Genomic DNA, 17,990 nt, shown 5'->3' on the forward strand with positions numbered 1-17,990 from the left:
GCGGGCTACGGCGCCCTGCGTCATCGCACCTGGTGCTGGCCTGTCGAGACGAACCGGTCGTAGCTGTCGAAGCTTTCGCCATCCTGCCACGACCGATCCCAAGCGCGCGGCTCGGCACTTTCCAACAGCAGCAGGGTCAGGACGCGATCTCTCGAGGCGTAGCTGTGCTTGAACTCGCGCAGCTTCATGTAGGGTGCCTCCTCGGGGCACCAGATCGCGGCGGACATCTCGACGCCGTCCCATGCCTGCTCGACGCTCGCGTCAGCGGCGAGCGTGCCGGGTAAGGGCTCTTGCGGATCGCCGGTGCGCCGGATGCGCGCCCGGGTTCTCACGGCGCTGCTGCTGCGCCATTCGTACTTCGCGTAGCCGTTGTCCCAGTAGACCAAGATGGCGCGCTGCGGGGTGAACTTGATGAAGCGGATGCACAGCGCCTCGAAGGAGACCTGGAAGCGCTTTGCAATGCCACTGAGGACGTGCAGATCGATGCGTCGATTCAAGATCCACTCGCGCAGCCGATCGCCGGGCATCAGCAAATTGCTGGCGAAGTCGTCGGCCTCGCGCTCGATCAGGCGCATGGTCTCGTGGCCCGAGTAGACGCTCTCCTTGTCGCAGTTGAAACGCGGCTGCCGGTCGCGGTGCAGGATGAAGTGCCCGAGCTCGTGAGCGATGGTGAAGCGGCGGCGTTCGGGGCTCGCGCGGCCGTTGTAGAGGATGCCCCACTCGGCGGCGTCATGAGGATTGCGCACCAGACTGCCTTCAAAGCCGCTGATGTCGAGCGGCATCGGCTGCTTGATTTCCCGGACCCCGGTGCCGTACGGCGTGGTCGGCAGCATCTGCCTGACGACATCAAGGTCGATGGCCTCGGGCATGTCGCCGGCGTGCCAGGCCCGCAGCCACTTCAGAACGGTGGCGGCAGCGGTGAAACCATTGAGGGCCGGGGCGCTCATGCTGCTAGCTCTCGCCCTTGCTGCGCTTGCGGAACACCAGTTCGAGGGTGTCGCGGTAGATCTGCTTGTCCTCGTCGGTCATCCCGGCGTACTCACGGAAGAACTGGACATCCTCCGGGCTGGCCGCTGGCACCTCGCGAGGCTGGTCCTCCATGAGGTCCTCGACGGTGACGCCCAGGACCTTCGCCAGGGCATACACGCGCTCGGCCGAAGGGCGCTGCCCCTCCTTCATCTCCAGTTCCCAGATGTAGGCCTTGGTGCAGCCGACCGCGTCGGCGACCTGCTGCAGGGTCAGTTTCTTTGCCTCGCGCAAGCGCCGCAGGCGTGATCCAAACGCCGAAGCCATGGCGATGTCCCCGTCTCGAATCGACTGTCAGTGTAGAAAACCAGACCGCAAGTATAGCCACGAGATACCAATTAGCGCCAGACGTGCCGCGATGATTGACAGGCGGAATGGGGCGGGACACAATCGCGCTGTATCTCGCTGCTTTACTCTGGCGAGATCGCCGTTCGGTAACCCGGTCGCCGGCCCGCGAACCAGCCCCCTCGGTCCGCAGCCCTCGACACCTCTTGCGGAAAGGACCGAGAAGATGAAGAAGACCTTCGTCGACGTGCTGCTCGAACTGCCGGTGGACACGACGCTCAGCGCTTTCCTGGCCTCGCACGGCCTGCCCGTGGCCGACGATTTCGACTGGGAGGACACGCCGCGCACCTCGCAGGCACTGGTGGAGGCCGTTCGGGCCTGGCCCGACGTCGCCGCCCGTGACCGTCTGATCGGCAACCTCATGGCCAGCATCCAGTTGGCCGACCCGGCCGGCAAGCAGGCGATGTTCCAGGCCGCCGCCGGGGACGGCGCCGCGCTGCTGGGCCTGGTGGGATGCCGGAGCGATACCCACCGCTCCTTCTGGCTGTATGCCAACCACCCGGCGCTGTTCGAGCGGGCCTGTGAGTTCGACTACCTGGAGCGCCACGGATCGCAAGCCCAGCAGCACGACCTCGGCGTGAAGCGTCGGCCGAACACCTCGGATGCCGCTCTGGCCGCGCTGCGCCAGGCCATCTCGGCCTTCTACCAGCGCGAACTGCAGTGCGGCGACGGCAGCGTGGCTTACCTGGTGGAACGCCGCCCCGGCGTGTTCCTGCTGACGGTGCACGTCAAGGATCTGGCCATGCTGCGCCTGGAGTTCGAGGGCGCCCATCTCACCCGTCGCGTCGGCAACCCGAACATCCACATGGTGCTGGAGTATGCGGCGGCCACCGGGGTCGTTCGCACCCTCGTGCGCGGTGGCGCCAAGTACCACCAGATGCTCGTGGACGCCTTCGCCGAGCACCTGTTGGGCGTCAAGGTGGACGCGCACCGCATCAAGCCGCCGACGCTGGACCTGTCGGTCTTGCGCCTCGGCTTCGATGTGCCGCAGGCCGTGGCGGACGGCTTCGTGGCGCTGCAGGTCAAGTCCATCTCGATGTTGAGCCCGAGCACGGCACTGAAGCTCGATTGCACGGCGATGGCCTCCAGCGAGCAGCGCTGCGTCACCGAACTGCTGCGCGAGGAGTTCCCTGGTGAGGACCCGCTGGCCCGCGGCTGGTTGATCACGGCGGCACGCATCAACCTGTACTACCCGCCCGAGGCCGGAAAGGCTCGTTCCAAGGTCGTCACGGTCGAGGTGACGCGTCGCGGACGGCTGAACCTGCACAAGTTCGATGCCGCGTTGCAGGCGCAGTTGGAGGGCTACCTGGTCTCGCTGGGCATCTTGCAGCCCGGGCAGACGCTGAACGCCCAGGAAGCGCCGCCGGAAGCGGACACGGCCAGCCCGCAGCCGCTTCCCTCCACGATCGACGAGGGTTGATCGGTGGCCACGCACGACGCCTGGGCCTTGGTGTGCCGCTTGTTCGCGGGCGGCACGCCCGTCCTTCGAGCCGCGCTCTCGCCCCGCGAGGTCGCCGCCTTGCCGGCCCTCGGGCAGGCGGTGAAGCCCACGGCCCTGGACCAGCGATTCGTGCTGTGCCCCTACTGCCACCAGCACCGGGCGCAGGTCTGGGGCGGCGGGCGCCGGGGGTGTAGTTGTCAGTGCCCCGAGTGCGGGCCGGTGGCCGTCGCGGCCGACGACGCGGTCGCGTTGAGGTTGGACGAGGACTGGCTGCGCCGAAAGCTGCGGCTGGCGCTTTCGATCGAGAGCCGCGACGGCATCGACGCCCTCGGCGATGGCGTGTGGCGCCTTGGCGATTCCCGGTGCTCGCCAGTCCTGCTGGCGCGCGATCTGATCCGGCTATGGCGCGAGCCGGCCCTGCTGGACCGGGTGCGGGTCGCAGGAGGGGCGATCCGCGTCATCACGCCGAAGCCGCGCGAGACGCGCGGGGCGCCCTTCGGCCCGGGCGTGGAGTGGCTGGCGCTGGAGGATCGCTTCGCCTTCTACGGAGGCGGCATCTCGTTCATCGGCATGCCGGGTGAGCCACCTGCTCCGCAGGCCAGCGATCCAAGGACGCCGGTGAAGGGGCCTTTCTCGGCGGATTTCCGCTGGGTCACGCTGCCCGACTGGCCGCACGGCCCGATCCGGCTGACCGAGGCTCAGGCCGCAGTCTTCGACGCACTGTGGTCGTTCAAGGGAGAGCCCCGCACCGCCGAACAGATCATGCGGCGCGCCGGGCTGGACAGTGACAAGCCCATCGACGTGTTCAAGGTCAAGGCGCGCGACAAGGGCAAGCCCGAGGCCGAAGGGTCGCTCTTCGCCTATCGTGCGCTCGTGGTGGTGCAGGGACGCCAGGGGCTGTACTCGATGCCCTGTGCTGCGGCGGCGACTGCGGCGCGGGCTTGATGCCTTGCTCATCCAAGCACGATGGACAACCGATGGCAGTGACGCACGTGCAAGTCACTGGGCCACAAGGCCATTTGCGTGCGCTTCCGCAAAGAAGTTGGCGCGGATTTCGAGAGAAAAGAGGGCGAAAGAGAGTCGAGCCGGGTGGGCCCTTCGCGACCTGGCGACGAAGGGCAGCACACGCAGAACGGGTCGCCGCCCCGCGTTGTTTCGCGGAACCTGAAAACGAAAACGCCCAACCGGAGCCGGTTGGGCGTTGAATGGTGGTGGTGGAGTCGCTCGTCAAACCGAACTCATCTCAACCGTGGGGTATTATTGTAGCGGAAGCACGCGGAAATTTGTGGGCTTTTGACAAATCAACTCAATGCGTTTGATCATCAGCGCCCGATACATGCCGGGCCAGGTCCATGCTGTCATGCAGTATCCGTAGCACATCAATGATCTGCCCCTTCGCCACCTTGAAGATCACAAAGTGGCGACCTTTTCTACCCTCCCGGGCTATATGCAAGGTGCGAATCCCTGGCCCGATATCGTCATCTCGGGCTTTGGCCCCAAGTATTTCTGGGCCATCGTGCAAAGACTCAATGGCAAGTGTCACTCTCTCCACATAGGACTCCGCCTGACGAGGGCCGAAATTTTCGGCTGTCCATATGGCGATGTCGAGCAAATCAAACTCCGCTTGCTCAGCCAAGCGAACATGCCAGACCAAGCTCATGCAGCCGCGATCGCTTTGGCGGTGATCAACTTAAGATGCGAGCGTAAAGACTCCCTGGAGTCAAAGGTCTTAAATCGACCCGCTTCAATATCTCCGAGGCCAACTTGCGTGGCAGAGCGGAGCGCCTCGAGGCGGCATGCATCTTCTGTCTCGCGTTGCTCAACGAGTCGAAGCCCCTCTCGCAGCACTTCGCTGGCGTTTTGGTAGCGGCCGCTGGTCACCAACTGCTCGACCAGCGAGGCTTGATGCTCGGTGAGTACAACATTGCGTGTAGGCATATCAACCTCCTTACCAGAATCATTGGCAGATTATGCCAATCTCCGTGGTGCAGGTCAATCGATCGGTGTTGGCAGCCGAGACTTCTGTGAAATACCCACATCCTGTTGCTTGGCTTTCTGTGCGTTCAGCGCCTAAATCAGGGCCCGGATGAACCCGCCCTAACAGGAGCCAAGTATGAAGCTGATGAACCAGAAAGAGCTGGCCGAGCGCTGGTGTATTGCGGAGGCTACTTTGGAGCGCTGGCGGTCCATCGGGGCCGGACCACCCTACTTGAAGCTGGTGTCACAGGTGCGCTACCGCTTGTCTGACGTTGAAGCCTTCGAGGCAGCGGGCCTGACAACCCCCACACGCCCGTCGCGCACTTCACACATCTCAGTCCCTCCGCAGCAGCCTCCCCTGGCAAAAAAGCAGCAGCAAAACGCTGACGTTTTCGCGAAAGCACTCAGCAGCCTGCAGGCGCCCTCAAATACCTGCTACGGAAATTGACGCCATTCACGTCAAATACTTCCAGCGACGACCGGCTGCTGGCCGATTCGATATCAAGTCAACCGAGGAACAAACATGCGTGAGGAAAAACCGAACTCCCCCATTGAGGGCACACCCACCGTGCTCACCGAAACCGAACTGAGCGAACGTTGGAAGATGAGCATCCGCACATTGCAATTTTGGCGATACAGAAAGACCGGACCCAAGTACATCAAGATCCACGGTCGAGCCGTTCGCTACCCCATGGATGCCATCTTGGCTTATGAAGCTGAGGCTGGAATCGAGCCTCTGGATGCCTTGAAAGGGAATGGCCATCAACATCTGGCATCTGACTTCCCGCAACGCTCAGTAATCGAAAGTAGTGTGTAGTAGCTGGCAGTAATTGACGGTGGACTCTATCACTCTGTCGAACTTTCCTCAATAACGCCTGCGGGTTGGTGCGGAAGCGCACGGAGTCATGCGGCCTCATCACGCTTCGCAAGCATCTCATGAAGCCAGGCGCCAAAACGCCGCTCGCACTCCTGCAGTAAAACATCAGACAGTCGCTGTAGCGCTTCGGCACCCGCCTTTGTCAGGGAGTCCGTTCCTGTCGGCGTGAAACTTCCGTGGGCCACCATGACGCGTAAAGCTGTGGCAGGAATGCGGATATCAATATCACCGTCCATGAACAGCTGGAGCTTTTTTCGCAACCCTTCTTGTGCGAACAGTCCTGTGGAATCCGCAGAAGGTCGAAGCAGGACTTTTCGCAACGCTGCCGCCAAGGCGGAATCGGGGATCTTCCAAGATGTGACGTTGCTCCCAATGGCTTCGCCAAGCAGTTCGGCGGCACTGTAAGCCGCCAGCAAACGCAGTCCAGCGGTGTAGCCGCGCAAGGCCTTTTCGCTGTACCCATATGCATGCACGGCTTCAAAGTGCGCAGCCAAGCGATACCTTGCGTAAAAGCGGTTGAGTTGCCTTCTGGTAGCTGCCGGGCAAAACCTGTCCTCCCCCTCGCGACACTTCGCGCAAAACAACTTCCAACCAACCAAGTGATGAACATTGGTCTTCATGCAGTCGCCTTTGCTTCAGCCTCTTGCTCCATGTACACCCAGTCGACAATGTCGTCGCTGGGAATGTAGCCAGCCACCAGTTGCTGCATCATCAGGCGGATCACGCCCACATCGTTCACATTCAGGGCCATCTCCAGGGCGTTGAGCTTCACCTCGAACTCTGCCCAGGGGATGAACTCCTCGTGGGCCTTCATGATACGGGCGTGCACGGTGGGCTTGGGGTTGTCGCCGATCAGCAGCTCTTCATACAGCTTTTCGCCGGGGCGCATGCCGGTCACGGCAATCTCGATGTCGCCCTCGGGGTGTTGCTCGTCTTTCACCGTCAGGCCCGAGAGTTCGACCATGCGCCGCGCCAAGTCCATGATCTTCACGGGCTGGCCCATGTCGAGCACGAACACGTCGCCGCCCTTGGCCATCGCGCCGGCCTGGATCACCAGTTGAGCCGCTTCCGGGATGGTCATGAAGTAACGCGTCACTTCTGGGTGTGTGAGGGTGATGGGCCCCCCGTCGCGGATCTGCTGGCGGAATTTGGGCACCACCGAGCCCGACGAGCCCAGCACGTTACCAAAGCGCACCATGCTGAACTTGGTGCCGCCCGTTCCGACTGGTCCACCCGCGCCCGCCTGGGTGGCTGCCAGCGCCTGTAGCGCCATTTCGGCCAGGCGCTTGCTGGCGCCCATCACGTTGGTGGGGCGGACGGCTTTGTCGGTGCTGATGAGCACAAAGTCGCTCACGCCGTTTTCTGCGGCAGCCTGGGCGGTTCGCAGTGTGCCCAACACGTTGTTCTTGATGCCTGCGGCCGGGTTGTGCTCCACCAGCGGCACGTGCTTGTAGGCAGCGGTGTGGTACACCGTGTCCGGGTGCCAGGTGGACATGATCTCGCGCATACGGTCGTCGTCTTGTACCGAGGCCAGCAGGGGCACCAGAACGGGGGGCGTGGCGCCGTCCAGCCCAGCCAGTTTCTCTTCCAGCTCCTGGTGAATGGCGTAGAGGGCAAATTCGCTCTGCTCAATCAGCAGCAGCTTGGCTGGGTTCACCGCCAAAATCTGGCGGCACAGTTCGCTGCCAATGGAGCCGCCAGCGCCCGTCACCAACACCACCTTGCCCACGATGTTCTTAGCCAGCAGGATGTGATTGGGCGTGACCGGTTCGCGGCCCAGCAGGTCGTCAATGTCCAGTTCCCGCAAATCCGAGATGCTGACCTTGCCCTGGGCCAGGTCGGTCACGCTGGGCAAGGTGCGCACCGCCACGCGCGCCACACGGATCTGGCTCAGGATTTCGTTGCGGCGCTTTCGGCTCAGGCTGGGCATGGCCAGCAGCACGTCACTGATGTTGAGCGCGGTGGCCAGTTTGTCCAGGTCGGCCGGGTTGTAGATGGGCTGACCATTCAGCACGTGGCCGTGCAGGCGGTCGTCGTCGTCCAGGAACCCGGCCACCTGCATTTCGTGGCTATTGGCCATGGCAGCAGCCAACTGGCGGCCGGTGGTGCCTGCGCCATAGATCAGCACCTTGGGGCGTGAAGCACGCTTGAGAATGCTCAGATACTGGTCACCCAGCCAGACCCGGGCCAACGCACGTGACGCCCCCACGAACAGCAGCAACAGAATCGGCTGGATGATGCCCACCGTGCGGGGCACCCCGGCCACGCCAATGGCGGTGAAGACGGAGGCATACAGCAAACCGTAAATGCCCACCGCGCGCGCCACCGCCAGCAAGGCTGGCCAGCCGCTGTAGCGGAAGATGGCGCGGTACAGGCCCGACACCACAAAGATAGGTAGCGCAATGCTCACGGACGCCACACCTGCCCAAACGGCCCCTTGAGCCCACTCGCTTGCCCCAGCGAAGCTGATGAATTCACCCAGGCGCAGGTAGTAAGCCAGCCAGACCGTCAACACGCACAAACTGAGATCGACCATCAGCGCTACGAAGCGCTTCGCCGGTCTTGGTAGTGCCAGCACCGGAACGGCCAACTTGAACAGCGGCTTTTTCATCGTCATTCCTGCCGGATGCGATCACCCCGGCCTGCGCCGGTGACCGTCTTGATGATGTAAGTGAAGTATGCGGACAGTCCCAAGTCCTGCAACATCCGCGCATCCGTTTCTGCAAGCAGCTTCGGGGTGGACATGTCTATTCCGTTGATCTGTGCCAAACCGGTGATGCCAGGGCGGGCGGCAAAGACCCCTCGCGCAGTTCGTTCTTCAATCAATTCCGTCTGGTTGAACAAGCAGGGCCGTGGCCCTACCAGGCTCATCTCGCCCTTGAGCACGTTCCACAGTTGCGGCAACTCGTCGAGCTTGGTACGGCGCAAAAATGCACCCAAGGGCGTCACCGCTGCCGGGTTGGCTAGGTGGGTGGCGACCGATTGGGTATCGGGCCGCATGGTGCGGAACTTCACCAAAGTGAATGGCTTTTGGTGCCGCCCCACGCGTGTCTGCCTGAACAGGGGTGCGCCAGTGTCAAACAGACCGATCAGAAACAGAACCGCCATCAAGGGCAAGGAAACCAAAAGCCCAAGGCCTGCGAGCGCCATATCCAGAACGCGAAGCATCACGCGACTTCCTTGGTTTTGCGGTACCACTGCGCCGTGGCTTCGAGCCCCGCCTGCATAGAGTACGGAGGCGTCCAATCCAGTTCTTCCCGCAGCGGTGAGATGTCCACGCACAGAGAGCCCAGCAGCCGATCAACAGCGGCCTGTTTACCAAGCACCCGCCCAGCCCACTGCATCCACGAGGCAGGAACCGGCAACAGGAACGGCCGACGCCCCAACGAAGCTGCAATCCGGCGAACCAACTCGGGGGTAGATACATCATCCCCATCACTGACCAGAAAGGCTTTACCGGCAGCTTTTGGGTGAGTGACACACCGGTGAATGGCATCAACCAAGTTGCCCAGATAGATCAAGCTGCGCTGGTTATGAATGGCGCCAAGCGGCAAAGGCCGCCGTTTATCAATGGCCTGCATCAGGCGCAGGAAATTGCCTTTGACGCCAGGGCCGTAAACAAGGGGAGGCCTGAGCATCACAACCTCCATACCCGTTTCTGCGGCAACTTGCCACAACGCTTGCTCAGCATCCCACTTCGAAATGGCGTACGCATCGGCTGGCACCGCCAAATCCGTATCTTGGTAGGGCTCGCTCTTGCCTTCACCCAGCACCTTGACCGTGCTGACAAAAATGAAGCGCTTGACCCCATGTTGGGCGCACCGCCGTGCCAGATTGGCCGTGCCCAATGTGTTGGCTTGGGTGTACCGGTCAGCTTGGTCCTCAGCGGCGGTGTCCGTCAAAGGCACTTGAGCGGCCAGGTGAACGACAACATCGGTGTCTTGGCCCAGGGCTTCGCTCCAATCGGTATTTTTATTCAAATCGCCAACCGGAACTTCCCAAGGCGTAGTTGATGTGCGAACAGCTCGGACGACTTGATGCTCAGTTTGATCAAGTACAGAGCACAAGGCTCTGCCAACCAGACCATTTGCACCGGTGACAAATATTCTCACCGTCGACCCATCCCATCGCTATTCGGCCACCACTCGGCTTTCAATGTGCCGGTAAAACTGCCGCCGGGTTGCAAGCGACACGGCCTGCTCACCCGCACCGGCTCAATGCATACAAAACGCTGCCAATCGGCAGCAGGCATATCGGTCAGTCTTTGGGCCTCATGAGCGCCCGGGTTCCATACCATCCATTGGTCAAACCCGGTCATGCTGAGCTTGACGGTGTGGCTGGGCAACTCCAAACACACAGGGCCTGGCGTGTCGTACAGCGACTCGTATGCCTGCCCAGAGCACTGAACAGCCTCCCGGGCTTCGAAGGTTCTTGAGGCGTTGTAGCGGTCGCTCACACTCACGCCCTGCAAACCAGTCAACCGGCATTCCAGCAGGTTACCCACTACCCAATAGGGGTGCAAACCACCCGTCCATTCAAATGCCGATGTGCCTGTGTTGTGCACATGGAGTTGCATCTCTAGGCCACTGGCTGTGGCCTGGGCACGCAAGCGCAGATGCGCCTGATGTGGCCAGGTTGGCTGGCCAGCACCACCACACGTCCATTCCCACTCCAACACATGCGAGTCTGCCCCTGAGGCATTGTGGGTCAGCACCCATTCCACATCTCGGGCCCAGCCATGTTTTTTGAGTGGCCCACGCTCGGCAAACTGCGGGAACAGCACGGGCACGCCCCCTCTGGCGGCCCGCTGGGCTTTTGTGTAGTACCAGGGCGAAAGATACAGCAGCTCCACCCCACCCGTGCGAGCCTGCAGCAGTTGCGCGCCCAAGGCTTGCCACGTCAATTGGCATGCAGTCATTGCACCTGACTCAATGCCCGTTGGCATAGGTCTTTTGCTTTGTCCAGGGTTGCCGACTCGGCATAGCAACGCAGCTCTGGCGCATTACCCGAGGCACGCAAATGCACGATATCGCCATCGGCAAAGGTCATGCGCACCCCATCGGTGGTATCGACAACTTTTGGTGGGTTGTGCTTACCAGCTATGTGCGACTGTAAGCCCTCCTCTACCGCCACCTGCGCCAACAGTTCACGCGAACGCTCGGTGGCAAATGCCTGCAAACGGTCGCTATGGGTAAAGCGTTGTGGCAATGCTGCCACCAGCGAAGACACTCGTGTTTGCTGCGTTACCGCCTCTGCCAGCAGCGAAACCATGGGCAACAACGCATCGCGGGTGGGCAGCGCAGCCAACCCGTGCACAGCAGAACCCAACAAAAAGCCGCCATTGGCCTCAAAACCTGCCACTGGCCCTTTGCCCTGGGCAGTCAGTTCGTTCATGGCCGCAATCACGTAGGGCGATCCTATCCGCGTGCGCACCACCTGCGTAAAGGCGCCGCATTGCTCAATGGCGGAATTACAGCTCACTGGTACAGCCAAATGGGTAATGCCCAAACGGCGCGCGCACAGCAAGCCCAGCAGGTCACCGCGCACAAACTCACCGTTTTCGTCAAACACCAAGGGCCGGTCACCATCCCCATCGGTGGATACCACAGCATCCAGCTGATGTGCTTTGCACCAGTTACGGGCTTGAGCCAGATCGGCCACGCCAACGGCCTCGGTATCCACAGGTACAAAATCGTCGCTTCTGCCCAGGGAAACAACTTCGGCACCCAGTTGAACCAGGACGGACTTGGTCACATCCCGACCCACGGCGCTGTGCTCGTACAGCCCAACCCGCAGACCGGCCAGACATTGCACCCCGAAGTGCTCAACGTAGCGACGGACATAGGCTTCTGTGGCCGTTACGTCCATTGAGGGCAGCAACGGCATTGAAAGCAATCTACCCAGCGCACGGGCTGGAATCGAGCAAGACACGATCGCTTGTTCTTCCGCCTTGAGAATCTCGCCCGCCGGGCTGTAAAACTTGATGCCGTTGCGGTCGAAAGGGATATGACTGCCCGTCACCATGATGCCGGGCATGCCACCAGTCAGGCACCGCAGTGCCAAGGCGGGCGTAGGCAAAGCCCCCAAAAAATCTGCGCGGTACCCTAGCGCCTGCAACGCGCCACACACCGCGGTAGCGATTGAAGGGCTGCTCGGCCGCAAATCCATGCCCACGGCAACCGCAGCCCCATCGCGAACAGCGCGAACCACACGCATCTGTTGCATGAATGCGTACACATAGGCAAAAACAGCTTCGGTGTTCAAGTCGTCCACCAAGGCGCGCACACCGCTGGTACCAAAGGTTACTGTGGGGAAACGCTCACCAATAAGGAACGACTCGTTCATGGTCGATTTTTCAGTACATCCTGGTAGAGCTGTGTGTATGCCTTGCCCAGCGCAGGGCCAGAAAACAGCGCTTCGTAACGGCGCCTGGCGGCACGGCCAAATTTTTCTACAAGTTCCCCGTCGTCCAACAGGGCATTCATGGCGTGAGCAAGGGCCCCTGGTGACTCTGGCGGCACCACGAAACCCGTTTCACCTTCCAGGTTCACAAACGACGTACCGGTGCCAATCTCGCAGCTCACCATGGGCTTGCCATACATCGAGGCCTCGACCAGCACCATGCCAAAGGCTTCTGAACGCAGATGAGAAGGCAGCACGAAGGCACGACAGCGCTGCAGCAGAGCCACCTTTTCGGCGTCCGATATCTGGCCAGCGAAAACCACGTTCTGCAGCCCGAAATTGCACACCTGTGCCTGCAAAGCCGCATGCTCCGGCCCAGTGCCAGCAATCACGACTTTCGCGTTCACGCTAGCAGCCGCCTGCACCAAGGTATGCAGCCCCTTGTAGTACCGTAAAACGCCAATGAATAGGAAAAACGGTTCGCCTTGGTCCAATCCAAGGCGTTGTAGCACACCATCATCGCCCCACTGAGGGTAGGAGCTCTCATCTATGCCAAGCGGTATTACCCGCACACGGTTACGGTGCTTCGTATCGGCAAGCACCGGGCTCGTTTGGGCGTAAGGAGGGGACGTGGCAACAATCGCACGCATACCACCCAGCATTCCCTGCATTAGTGGCGCATAAACGCGGCCCAGCGCGCGCTGCCGGACGACATCCGAATGGTAGGTCATGACCTTCGCGCGCGTGGGGCTGACGACAGACTCCAGCACATCTGCGAATGGCCATGGGAAATGGTAGTGAATGACATCAGCCCAACGCGCCGCCTTCGCGAAAGCAGAAAAGGCTTTCGGCCCACCCAGGTCACACGAAGCCGGTGCCGCCCATGAGCGCGCCCTCCAGACCGCGATGCCGTCGCATTCAACGTGCTCAGGAGTCGGATGCGGCGACAGCGCGAACACCCGAGGTTCATGTCCGAACGCCTTGCTCGCCAGCGCAATCTGACGAATGGCTTCCTGCAAGCCACCTTGCGGATCGGGAAAGTAGGTGCGGTATACGTGAAGAATCTTGGTCAATTCGTTGGCTACTCCCGCTGAGAGCGCGGCGATAGGTTAGCCTTCGAAAAGGCGCCACCATCGCTCGGCCAAGCTTGAGGGTTAAGTTCAAACCAGAAATGTTGCGCAGTGCTGCGCGCATCGTTTAGCAGGACAATTCCGGCTCCAGCAGATCGAATAAGGACCTTCCATCCATCGCTTTCGCCAGTTCTGCCGCCCTGATCCGTTGCTTCGCAATAATGGACGAGCGGCGAGCCGGATCGTCCAGCACAGCCTTGATCGAGCGGGCCAGATGAGGGTAGTCCTTATTGACGAAATACACACCTGAACCGTCTAACACCTCCCGGATGGCGGGTAGCCCGAAGGTGAAGACTGGGAGTCCAGAGAGCATGGCCTCGAAAACTGGTATGCAGAATCCCTCGTGCTCACTCATGTTCACATACGCACTGGCCGTTCGGTAGATTTCGGCAAGGCGGGCATCATCGACGCTCCCAAGCCATTTGACCGATTCAGGCGGTAGTTCAAGGTCCTTCTCCTGCACCCATCGCAGGTAGTCTCGATAGGCCTTGTCATAGCCACCCCCGACAATCCAGAGCTCGGCAGCACCATCGAGTTTCCGATAGGCTGCCAAGAGTTCGAGCAGATTTTCGATTTTCTTGTGGCTCTTGATACGACCTACGTACAGGAGTCGCGCACCGGCTGAAAGCGTTGAGCCTTGTGACTCGATGACCTCTGAGTCCACCAGCTCTCCGGGAGGCAACAGCCGGGGCGGGATGACCCGGATATCATCCACACCAAAACGTCCGGTGACGCCAAAGAATGACGTTAAAAACTCACCCGATGCGCGGGAGTTAGTGGCGAGCAAATCGAACTCCTGCAGTCTCCCAAGCTGTTTGTAAGCCCGCCGGCAGTTCATACTTAGTTCCGGGTCGAATACCTGAAGAAGCTCAGGCGGAGTGATCCCATGAAAGTAAGCAATCTTGCGAGCAAAAGGCAAGTGCAGTAATTTGTCAAGCGCAGGGTCAAAAGTTGACGAGAAATAGAAGAGTTGGTCATTTGGCGTGGTCTCTTCGGTGATCAGATCGACGCGGCGAACAAAGTCGTTCAACGAAAGATCGAACTGCTCTGCGTAGAGCGCCACCGGAATGTCGTTTTGCTTCAGCGCCCGATACAGCTCAAGGCTGAAGTTTCCGACGGCATCCTTGAGGAAGACGTTGCGCGAGACAATACGGACCGTAGCGCCTTCGGGTGCGACGAAGCTCGATGGAGCGTAGATGGGCTGTTGCCAGTCACGGCTGAAACCGAGGCGGAACGAATCCCGATCACTCGCATCCTTAAATGCGGGCACCTTATCCAGATAAACGATGCCATTGGTGATACTCGATCGTAAAACGGCGTTGACCACTAGCCGCTTGAACTCGACTTTCTGGTCATTGACCCACTGATGAACCGGTTGCGCCCCCTCAAGCTCGCACAGCACGCCGTTGGCGGCTTCGAAAACTCGGGCTGACACACGCTCGCCGAGCTGAGCCAGTGGAAACTGCCACCAGCCCAGGTGCCCTTCGGGGTGCACTGGGTTGTCCAGATCATAGATGTCGATCACAAGCGAGAGATCGGCAATCGGTATAGACGTAGAAAGAACGCATACAAATGCGCCACCAGCCGTTAGGTCAATCAGAGGATCGGCAAACACAACGGTGTTGATCGAAGCTGCGCTCTCGGTCATGACTGTCCCCACTTTTGTTTCATTCGTTCTACAAACTGCGCCGTCAGGTCGATGTAACGCATGCCGTTTTGCATCGACGGTTCGATGTGAGTGTTCTCATGGAACTCGTTAAAGGTCGAGATCATCACCAGATCGGGCTTGTCGGTCAGCGACTCGACAAAGTCCATGCCAGCTCGATAGGTACCGCCATCCTTGCGCGGCACAACCCGATAGGGGTTGCCGACTCGGTTCGCTGCCGTCAATCCCGAGTCGTCGTACCCAGGCGACAAGGCAGCTACACGGTAGCGCATGCCTGCGTGCCTGGCCCCGTCATACGCGGCCTTCCACACCCGGTTCCAGTTTTTCTCCTCAGCCAGTTCGAGCGGCGAGAACGGGACGAACCCATCGAAGAAACCAAATGTCAGCTTGTCTTCATCCGTATCGTTTGGCAACCGCAAGCTGACGGCAATGTTCGTGAAGCGCTCGGCAGCTTTGGCTAGGATGGAAACAAATCGCTTGTTTCCATCGTAGGCGCTCGACCAGAACCAGAACAGCACCGACGCGTCGTCCAGCTTGAGGTAATTGGGGTGGTCAGCGTAAAGCTTCGCGATCATTTGCACCGCTTTCTCCAGCTCCACCGTGTCATCGGCATATGGAGCAAGCTGGATGGCAAATTTCAGCGGGCTCTTGCGCTTTGCGGCAATGTCAAAGACATGCTGGATGCCCATCAACTCGAGCCCATTCACCCCCTTGAAGTCGAGATGCAGGTTGAGGATAACGTAATCGAGGCCCATCTGCTCGAACAGATCCAGATGGTTCTCGATGGTCTGGCCCTTGACCGAGCTGTAATATCCAATCATTGGTTTGTCAGACACATGCCCACTTTCGGGATTGTCATTCCAGTGCGGGGCGCCAAAGCCTTCGCCAAACCAAAGGTAATACTGAATCCCGAACATCGTCTGACCACCAGACACGGGGCGCTCAACCCTGCCCTCGCGCGACTTGCTCCAGGCGTCGATCAGAATAACTTCAAGTTCGTCGGCAGCCCGCTTCCAGGTAAATTCCGGCGCTGCCTTCCGGCCGGCCTCACCCATCTTCCTGGCCACCTCCGGGTGACTCTGCAGGTATCGGATCTTTTCGGCGAACAAGGATGGATAAGGCCGAACCAGGAAGGAATACTCCGGTTTGCATGCCTCAACGTACCCGCCCTCATCAACTGCGATGACAGGCAAACCAGCGGCCATGGCCTCGAGGACCACGATGCCGAAGGGCTCCTTGATCGGGGAGAACAGGAATGCGCAGGCGCGAGCCAGCACCAACCCAAGCTCACGATTGCTCAGCCCGGAGAGGAAGAAAACCCGATCATCAACACCGAGCTTGACTGCAATTTCCTGAAGGCGCTCCTTTTCCGGCCCCGAACCGATAACCAACAATTGCGCGTCATCCGTCAGAGCAATTGCTTCCACTAGCAGGTTGACCCGCTTGTGCGGCCACAACTGACTAATCGTGACAAAGAGGTTCCGGTCGGTCGGCAACTCGATGAAGCTCTCTGGCTCAACGCCGGGATAAACCACATCGTGCACCGGGACACCGTATACCTCCTCCAAGTAGTCAGCGGTATAGCGGCTGTTGGCGACGATGCGTTCAGGTCTCACCGACTTATCCATGGCATCAATGGAGTTCAGGTAAGCCTCGTAGAGCGAGTCACCGATACGATCGTAGTTATATTTGGGATAGATATGGATGTTGCGTGCCGCATCATTTCCCACCTGTTCGACATTCTGCTCATAACGCAGATCGTGGAGCACACGCAGGGGCTCGTGGGGGTACCAGACCATCGGGTGCAGATCTACCAAGTGGGTTGGCCAAAGATGCATGTGGTACAAATCATGGCGACCGATCTCCTCCCGCCAAATCTTCGGCAGCAGAACGGCATTAAGCAACATCGAATGCTCGCCTTCGAAATATGGGCTCAGTTCGCAACGTTTCACCCCGGGGCCGATGCCGTGCTCGGCAAGCAGCTTTTCCGAAATCCTCGTAGCGTAGATCGTAATGTCGTGGCGTGACTGCCAAACACGCACACATTCGATCAGGTAGCGTTCAGCGCCACCATATTTTTCTATAAATGGAATAACAATTGCTAAATCCATACAATTCACCTAACCAAACACGGGCACATCATCATCGCGAGGAAGTCTTTTCATTGAAATTATTTTCATATTCGATAACTCATCTAATCTTCCACAGATAACAAAAATATAATACCGCTCATACAAGGAGCACAAGACAAGTTATGTTCATGGGCCCAATACAATCTTGGTTAAGCGTTCGCCGCACAAAAGCTTTAATCTTGCGATGACAAGCACAAGAATTATTGTGAGCATTCTTCGACAGTTATATGAGGTGCTGGCTTTCGAACAAACAACCAAACACCACGATGACCACCATGATTAGTATGCTCTATGTAAAGTGGCGCCCGATCTTCAAGGTCTAGCAGAGACATAACATAGCCAAGATCATAGTCAAACATCATCATCGTACCCGCATCAAATTTTGCCAAGTCGAGATTCATGCTCACCTTTTCGCCATCGTGAGTAAAGTAAGTCGACTTCTCTAAAAGCTTGTTTATATGGGTCGAATCATGATAAATAGAAAACTGAATACTTAAACTCCCTCCCTCCTTTGTCGGACCCCACAGTTTTTTTATCAACTCATAGCCGCGGATGGCCGGGATGTGTTGAAGAACAATCACCGAATTAACCCAATCAAACTTTTGATCCTCAGGAATATCTTTTAACACCTCAAAATTAGTTGCCCCAGCAGCAATCATATTATCAGAGCAAATTCTTCTCATTTCGTCTGCCACATCAACTCCGACAAGTCTTTCAATGCGCTTTTGCATAGCAACCATTAATCGCCCTACGCCACACCCAAAATCAAGAGCTGAATTCGGACAAAATTCACCAAATATTTTGTTAAAAATATGCCAAGAATAATTTACGTCATCTTCACCTGTCTTGAAGAAACGTTCCAATGCAGCAGCATCGGGCTCCCTAAATTCATCGTGAGATAGAACGCCCCAATATGGTGCCGTTTTAGCAATTTCGTTCCAGTCTTTATCGGTATCTCTCATTTCATAAACCTCTTGTTTAAAAAAATCCATGA

18 protein-coding genes are annotated in these 17,990 nt (G+C 59.0%); 4 read left to right on the forward strand and 14 right to left on the reverse strand.

Features of this window, described 5'->3' with window-relative positions:
- Window positions 1-20: 20 nt before the first annotated feature.
- On the reverse strand, window positions 21-947 hold the full coding sequence (locus HZS63_RS11585) for an ImmA/IrrE family metallo-endopeptidase (RefSeq protein WP_246316332.1): 927 nt from the start codon (window positions 945-947) through the stop codon (window positions 21-23).
- Window positions 948-951: 4 nt separating this feature from the next.
- Complete coding sequence (locus tag HZS63_RS11590; protein ID WP_180684182.1) at window positions 952-1,293, reverse strand: helix-turn-helix domain-containing protein; 342 nt, start codon at window positions 1,291-1,293, stop codon at window positions 952-954.
- A 244-nt stretch (window positions 1,294-1,537) separates the two neighbouring features.
- On the opposite strand from HZS63_RS11590, the gene HZS63_RS11595 reads away from it, so the two are divergent.
- Entirely contained in the window at window positions 1,538-2,791 is a 1,254-nt protein-coding gene (locus HZS63_RS11595) for a hypothetical protein (RefSeq protein ID WP_180684183.1), read from the forward strand.
- A 3-nt stretch (window positions 2,792-2,794) separates the two neighbouring features.
- Entirely contained in the window at window positions 2,795-3,757 is a 963-nt protein-coding gene (locus HZS63_RS11600; RefSeq protein ID WP_180684184.1) for a hypothetical protein, read from the forward strand.
- A 361-nt stretch (window positions 3,758-4,118) separates the two neighbouring features.
- Here HZS63_RS11600 and HZS63_RS11605 read toward each other — a convergent pair whose 3' ends face one another.
- Window positions 4,119-4,472 carry a type II toxin-antitoxin system RelE/ParE family toxin gene (locus HZS63_RS11605; protein WP_180684185.1) on the reverse strand — a complete coding sequence of 118 codons (354 nt, stop codon included), beginning with the start codon at window positions 4,470-4,472 and terminating at the stop codon, window positions 4,119-4,121.
- Window positions 4,469-4,750 (reverse strand): type II toxin-antitoxin system ParD family antitoxin, encoded by a 282-nt coding sequence (locus HZS63_RS11610; RefSeq protein ID WP_180684187.1) that lies wholly within the window; start codon window positions 4,748-4,750, stop codon window positions 4,469-4,471. The genes HZS63_RS11605 and HZS63_RS11610 overlap by 4 nt, the downstream gene beginning before the upstream one ends.
- A 175-nt stretch (window positions 4,751-4,925) precedes the next feature.
- On the opposite strand from HZS63_RS11610, the gene HZS63_RS14180 reads away from it, so the two are divergent.
- Together HZS63_RS14180 and HZS63_RS11620 are read left to right on the forward strand one after the other, a co-directional pair.
- A complete protein-coding gene (locus tag HZS63_RS14180) occupies window positions 4,926-5,237 on the forward strand; it encodes a helix-turn-helix transcriptional regulator (protein WP_343039988.1) in 312 nt (103 codons plus the stop codon).
- 75 nt (window positions 5,238-5,312) lie between these two features.
- A complete protein-coding gene (locus tag HZS63_RS11620) occupies window positions 5,313-5,606 on the forward strand; it encodes a helix-turn-helix transcriptional regulator (RefSeq protein WP_180684188.1) in 294 nt (97 codons plus the stop codon).
- 86 nt (window positions 5,607-5,692) lie between these two features.
- On the opposite strand, the gene HZS63_RS11625 is transcribed toward HZS63_RS11620, so the two are convergent.
- The 10 genes from HZS63_RS11625 to HZS63_RS11670 form a co-directional block, all read right to left on the reverse strand.
- Entirely contained in the window at window positions 5,693-6,286 is a 594-nt protein-coding gene (locus tag HZS63_RS11625; RefSeq protein ID WP_180684189.1) for a hypothetical protein, read from the reverse strand.
- On the reverse strand, window positions 6,283-8,277 hold the full coding sequence (locus HZS63_RS11630; RefSeq protein ID WP_180684190.1) for a polysaccharide biosynthesis protein: 1,995 nt from the start codon (window positions 8,275-8,277) through the stop codon (window positions 6,283-6,285). Before HZS63_RS11630 ends, HZS63_RS11625 begins: the two co-directional genes overlap by 4 nt.
- Window positions 8,278-8,279: 2 nt before the next feature.
- Window positions 8,280-8,834 (reverse strand): sugar transferase, encoded by a 555-nt coding sequence (locus HZS63_RS11635; RefSeq protein WP_180684192.1) that lies wholly within the window; start codon window positions 8,832-8,834, stop codon window positions 8,280-8,282.
- Window positions 8,834-9,778 (reverse strand): NAD-dependent epimerase/dehydratase family protein, encoded by a 945-nt coding sequence (locus HZS63_RS11640; RefSeq protein WP_180684193.1) that lies wholly within the window; start codon window positions 9,776-9,778, stop codon window positions 8,834-8,836. Before HZS63_RS11640 ends, HZS63_RS11635 begins: the two co-directional genes overlap by 1 nt.
- Complete coding sequence (locus HZS63_RS11645; protein WP_180684194.1) at window positions 9,775-10,584, reverse strand: aldose epimerase family protein; 810 nt, start codon at window positions 10,582-10,584, stop codon at window positions 9,775-9,777. The genes HZS63_RS11640 and HZS63_RS11645 overlap by 4 nt, the downstream gene beginning before the upstream one ends.
- On the reverse strand, window positions 10,581-12,011 hold the full coding sequence (locus HZS63_RS11650) for a phosphomannomutase (protein WP_180684195.1): 1,431 nt from the start codon (window positions 12,009-12,011) through the stop codon (window positions 10,581-10,583). Before HZS63_RS11650 ends, HZS63_RS11645 begins: the two co-directional genes overlap by 4 nt.
- Complete coding sequence (locus HZS63_RS11655) at window positions 12,008-13,141, reverse strand: glycosyltransferase (RefSeq protein WP_180684196.1); 1,134 nt, start codon at window positions 13,139-13,141, stop codon at window positions 12,008-12,010. The genes HZS63_RS11650 and HZS63_RS11655 overlap by 4 nt, the downstream gene beginning before the upstream one ends.
- Window positions 13,142-13,265: 124 nt before the next feature.
- On the reverse strand, window positions 13,266-14,846 hold the full coding sequence (locus tag HZS63_RS11660; protein WP_180684197.1) for a glycosyltransferase: 1,581 nt from the start codon (window positions 14,844-14,846) through the stop codon (window positions 13,266-13,268).
- Window positions 14,843-16,975 carry a glycosyltransferase gene (locus tag HZS63_RS11665; protein ID WP_180684198.1) on the reverse strand — a complete coding sequence of 711 codons (2,133 nt, stop codon included), beginning with the start codon at window positions 16,973-16,975 and terminating at the stop codon, window positions 14,843-14,845. Before HZS63_RS11665 ends, HZS63_RS11660 begins: the two co-directional genes overlap by 4 nt.
- A gap of 221 nt (window positions 16,976-17,196) precedes the next feature.
- On the reverse strand, window positions 17,197-17,988 hold the full coding sequence (locus HZS63_RS11670; RefSeq protein ID WP_180684199.1) for a class I SAM-dependent methyltransferase: 792 nt from the start codon (window positions 17,986-17,988) through the stop codon (window positions 17,197-17,199).
- Between the last annotated feature and the right edge of the window lie 2 nt (window positions 17,989-17,990).

Origin of the sequence: Tepidicella baoligensis, assembly GCF_013432195.1 — a bacterium.
GTDB classification, from domain to species: Bacteria; Pseudomonadota; Gammaproteobacteria; order Burkholderiales; family Burkholderiaceae_C; genus Tepidicella; species Tepidicella baoligensis.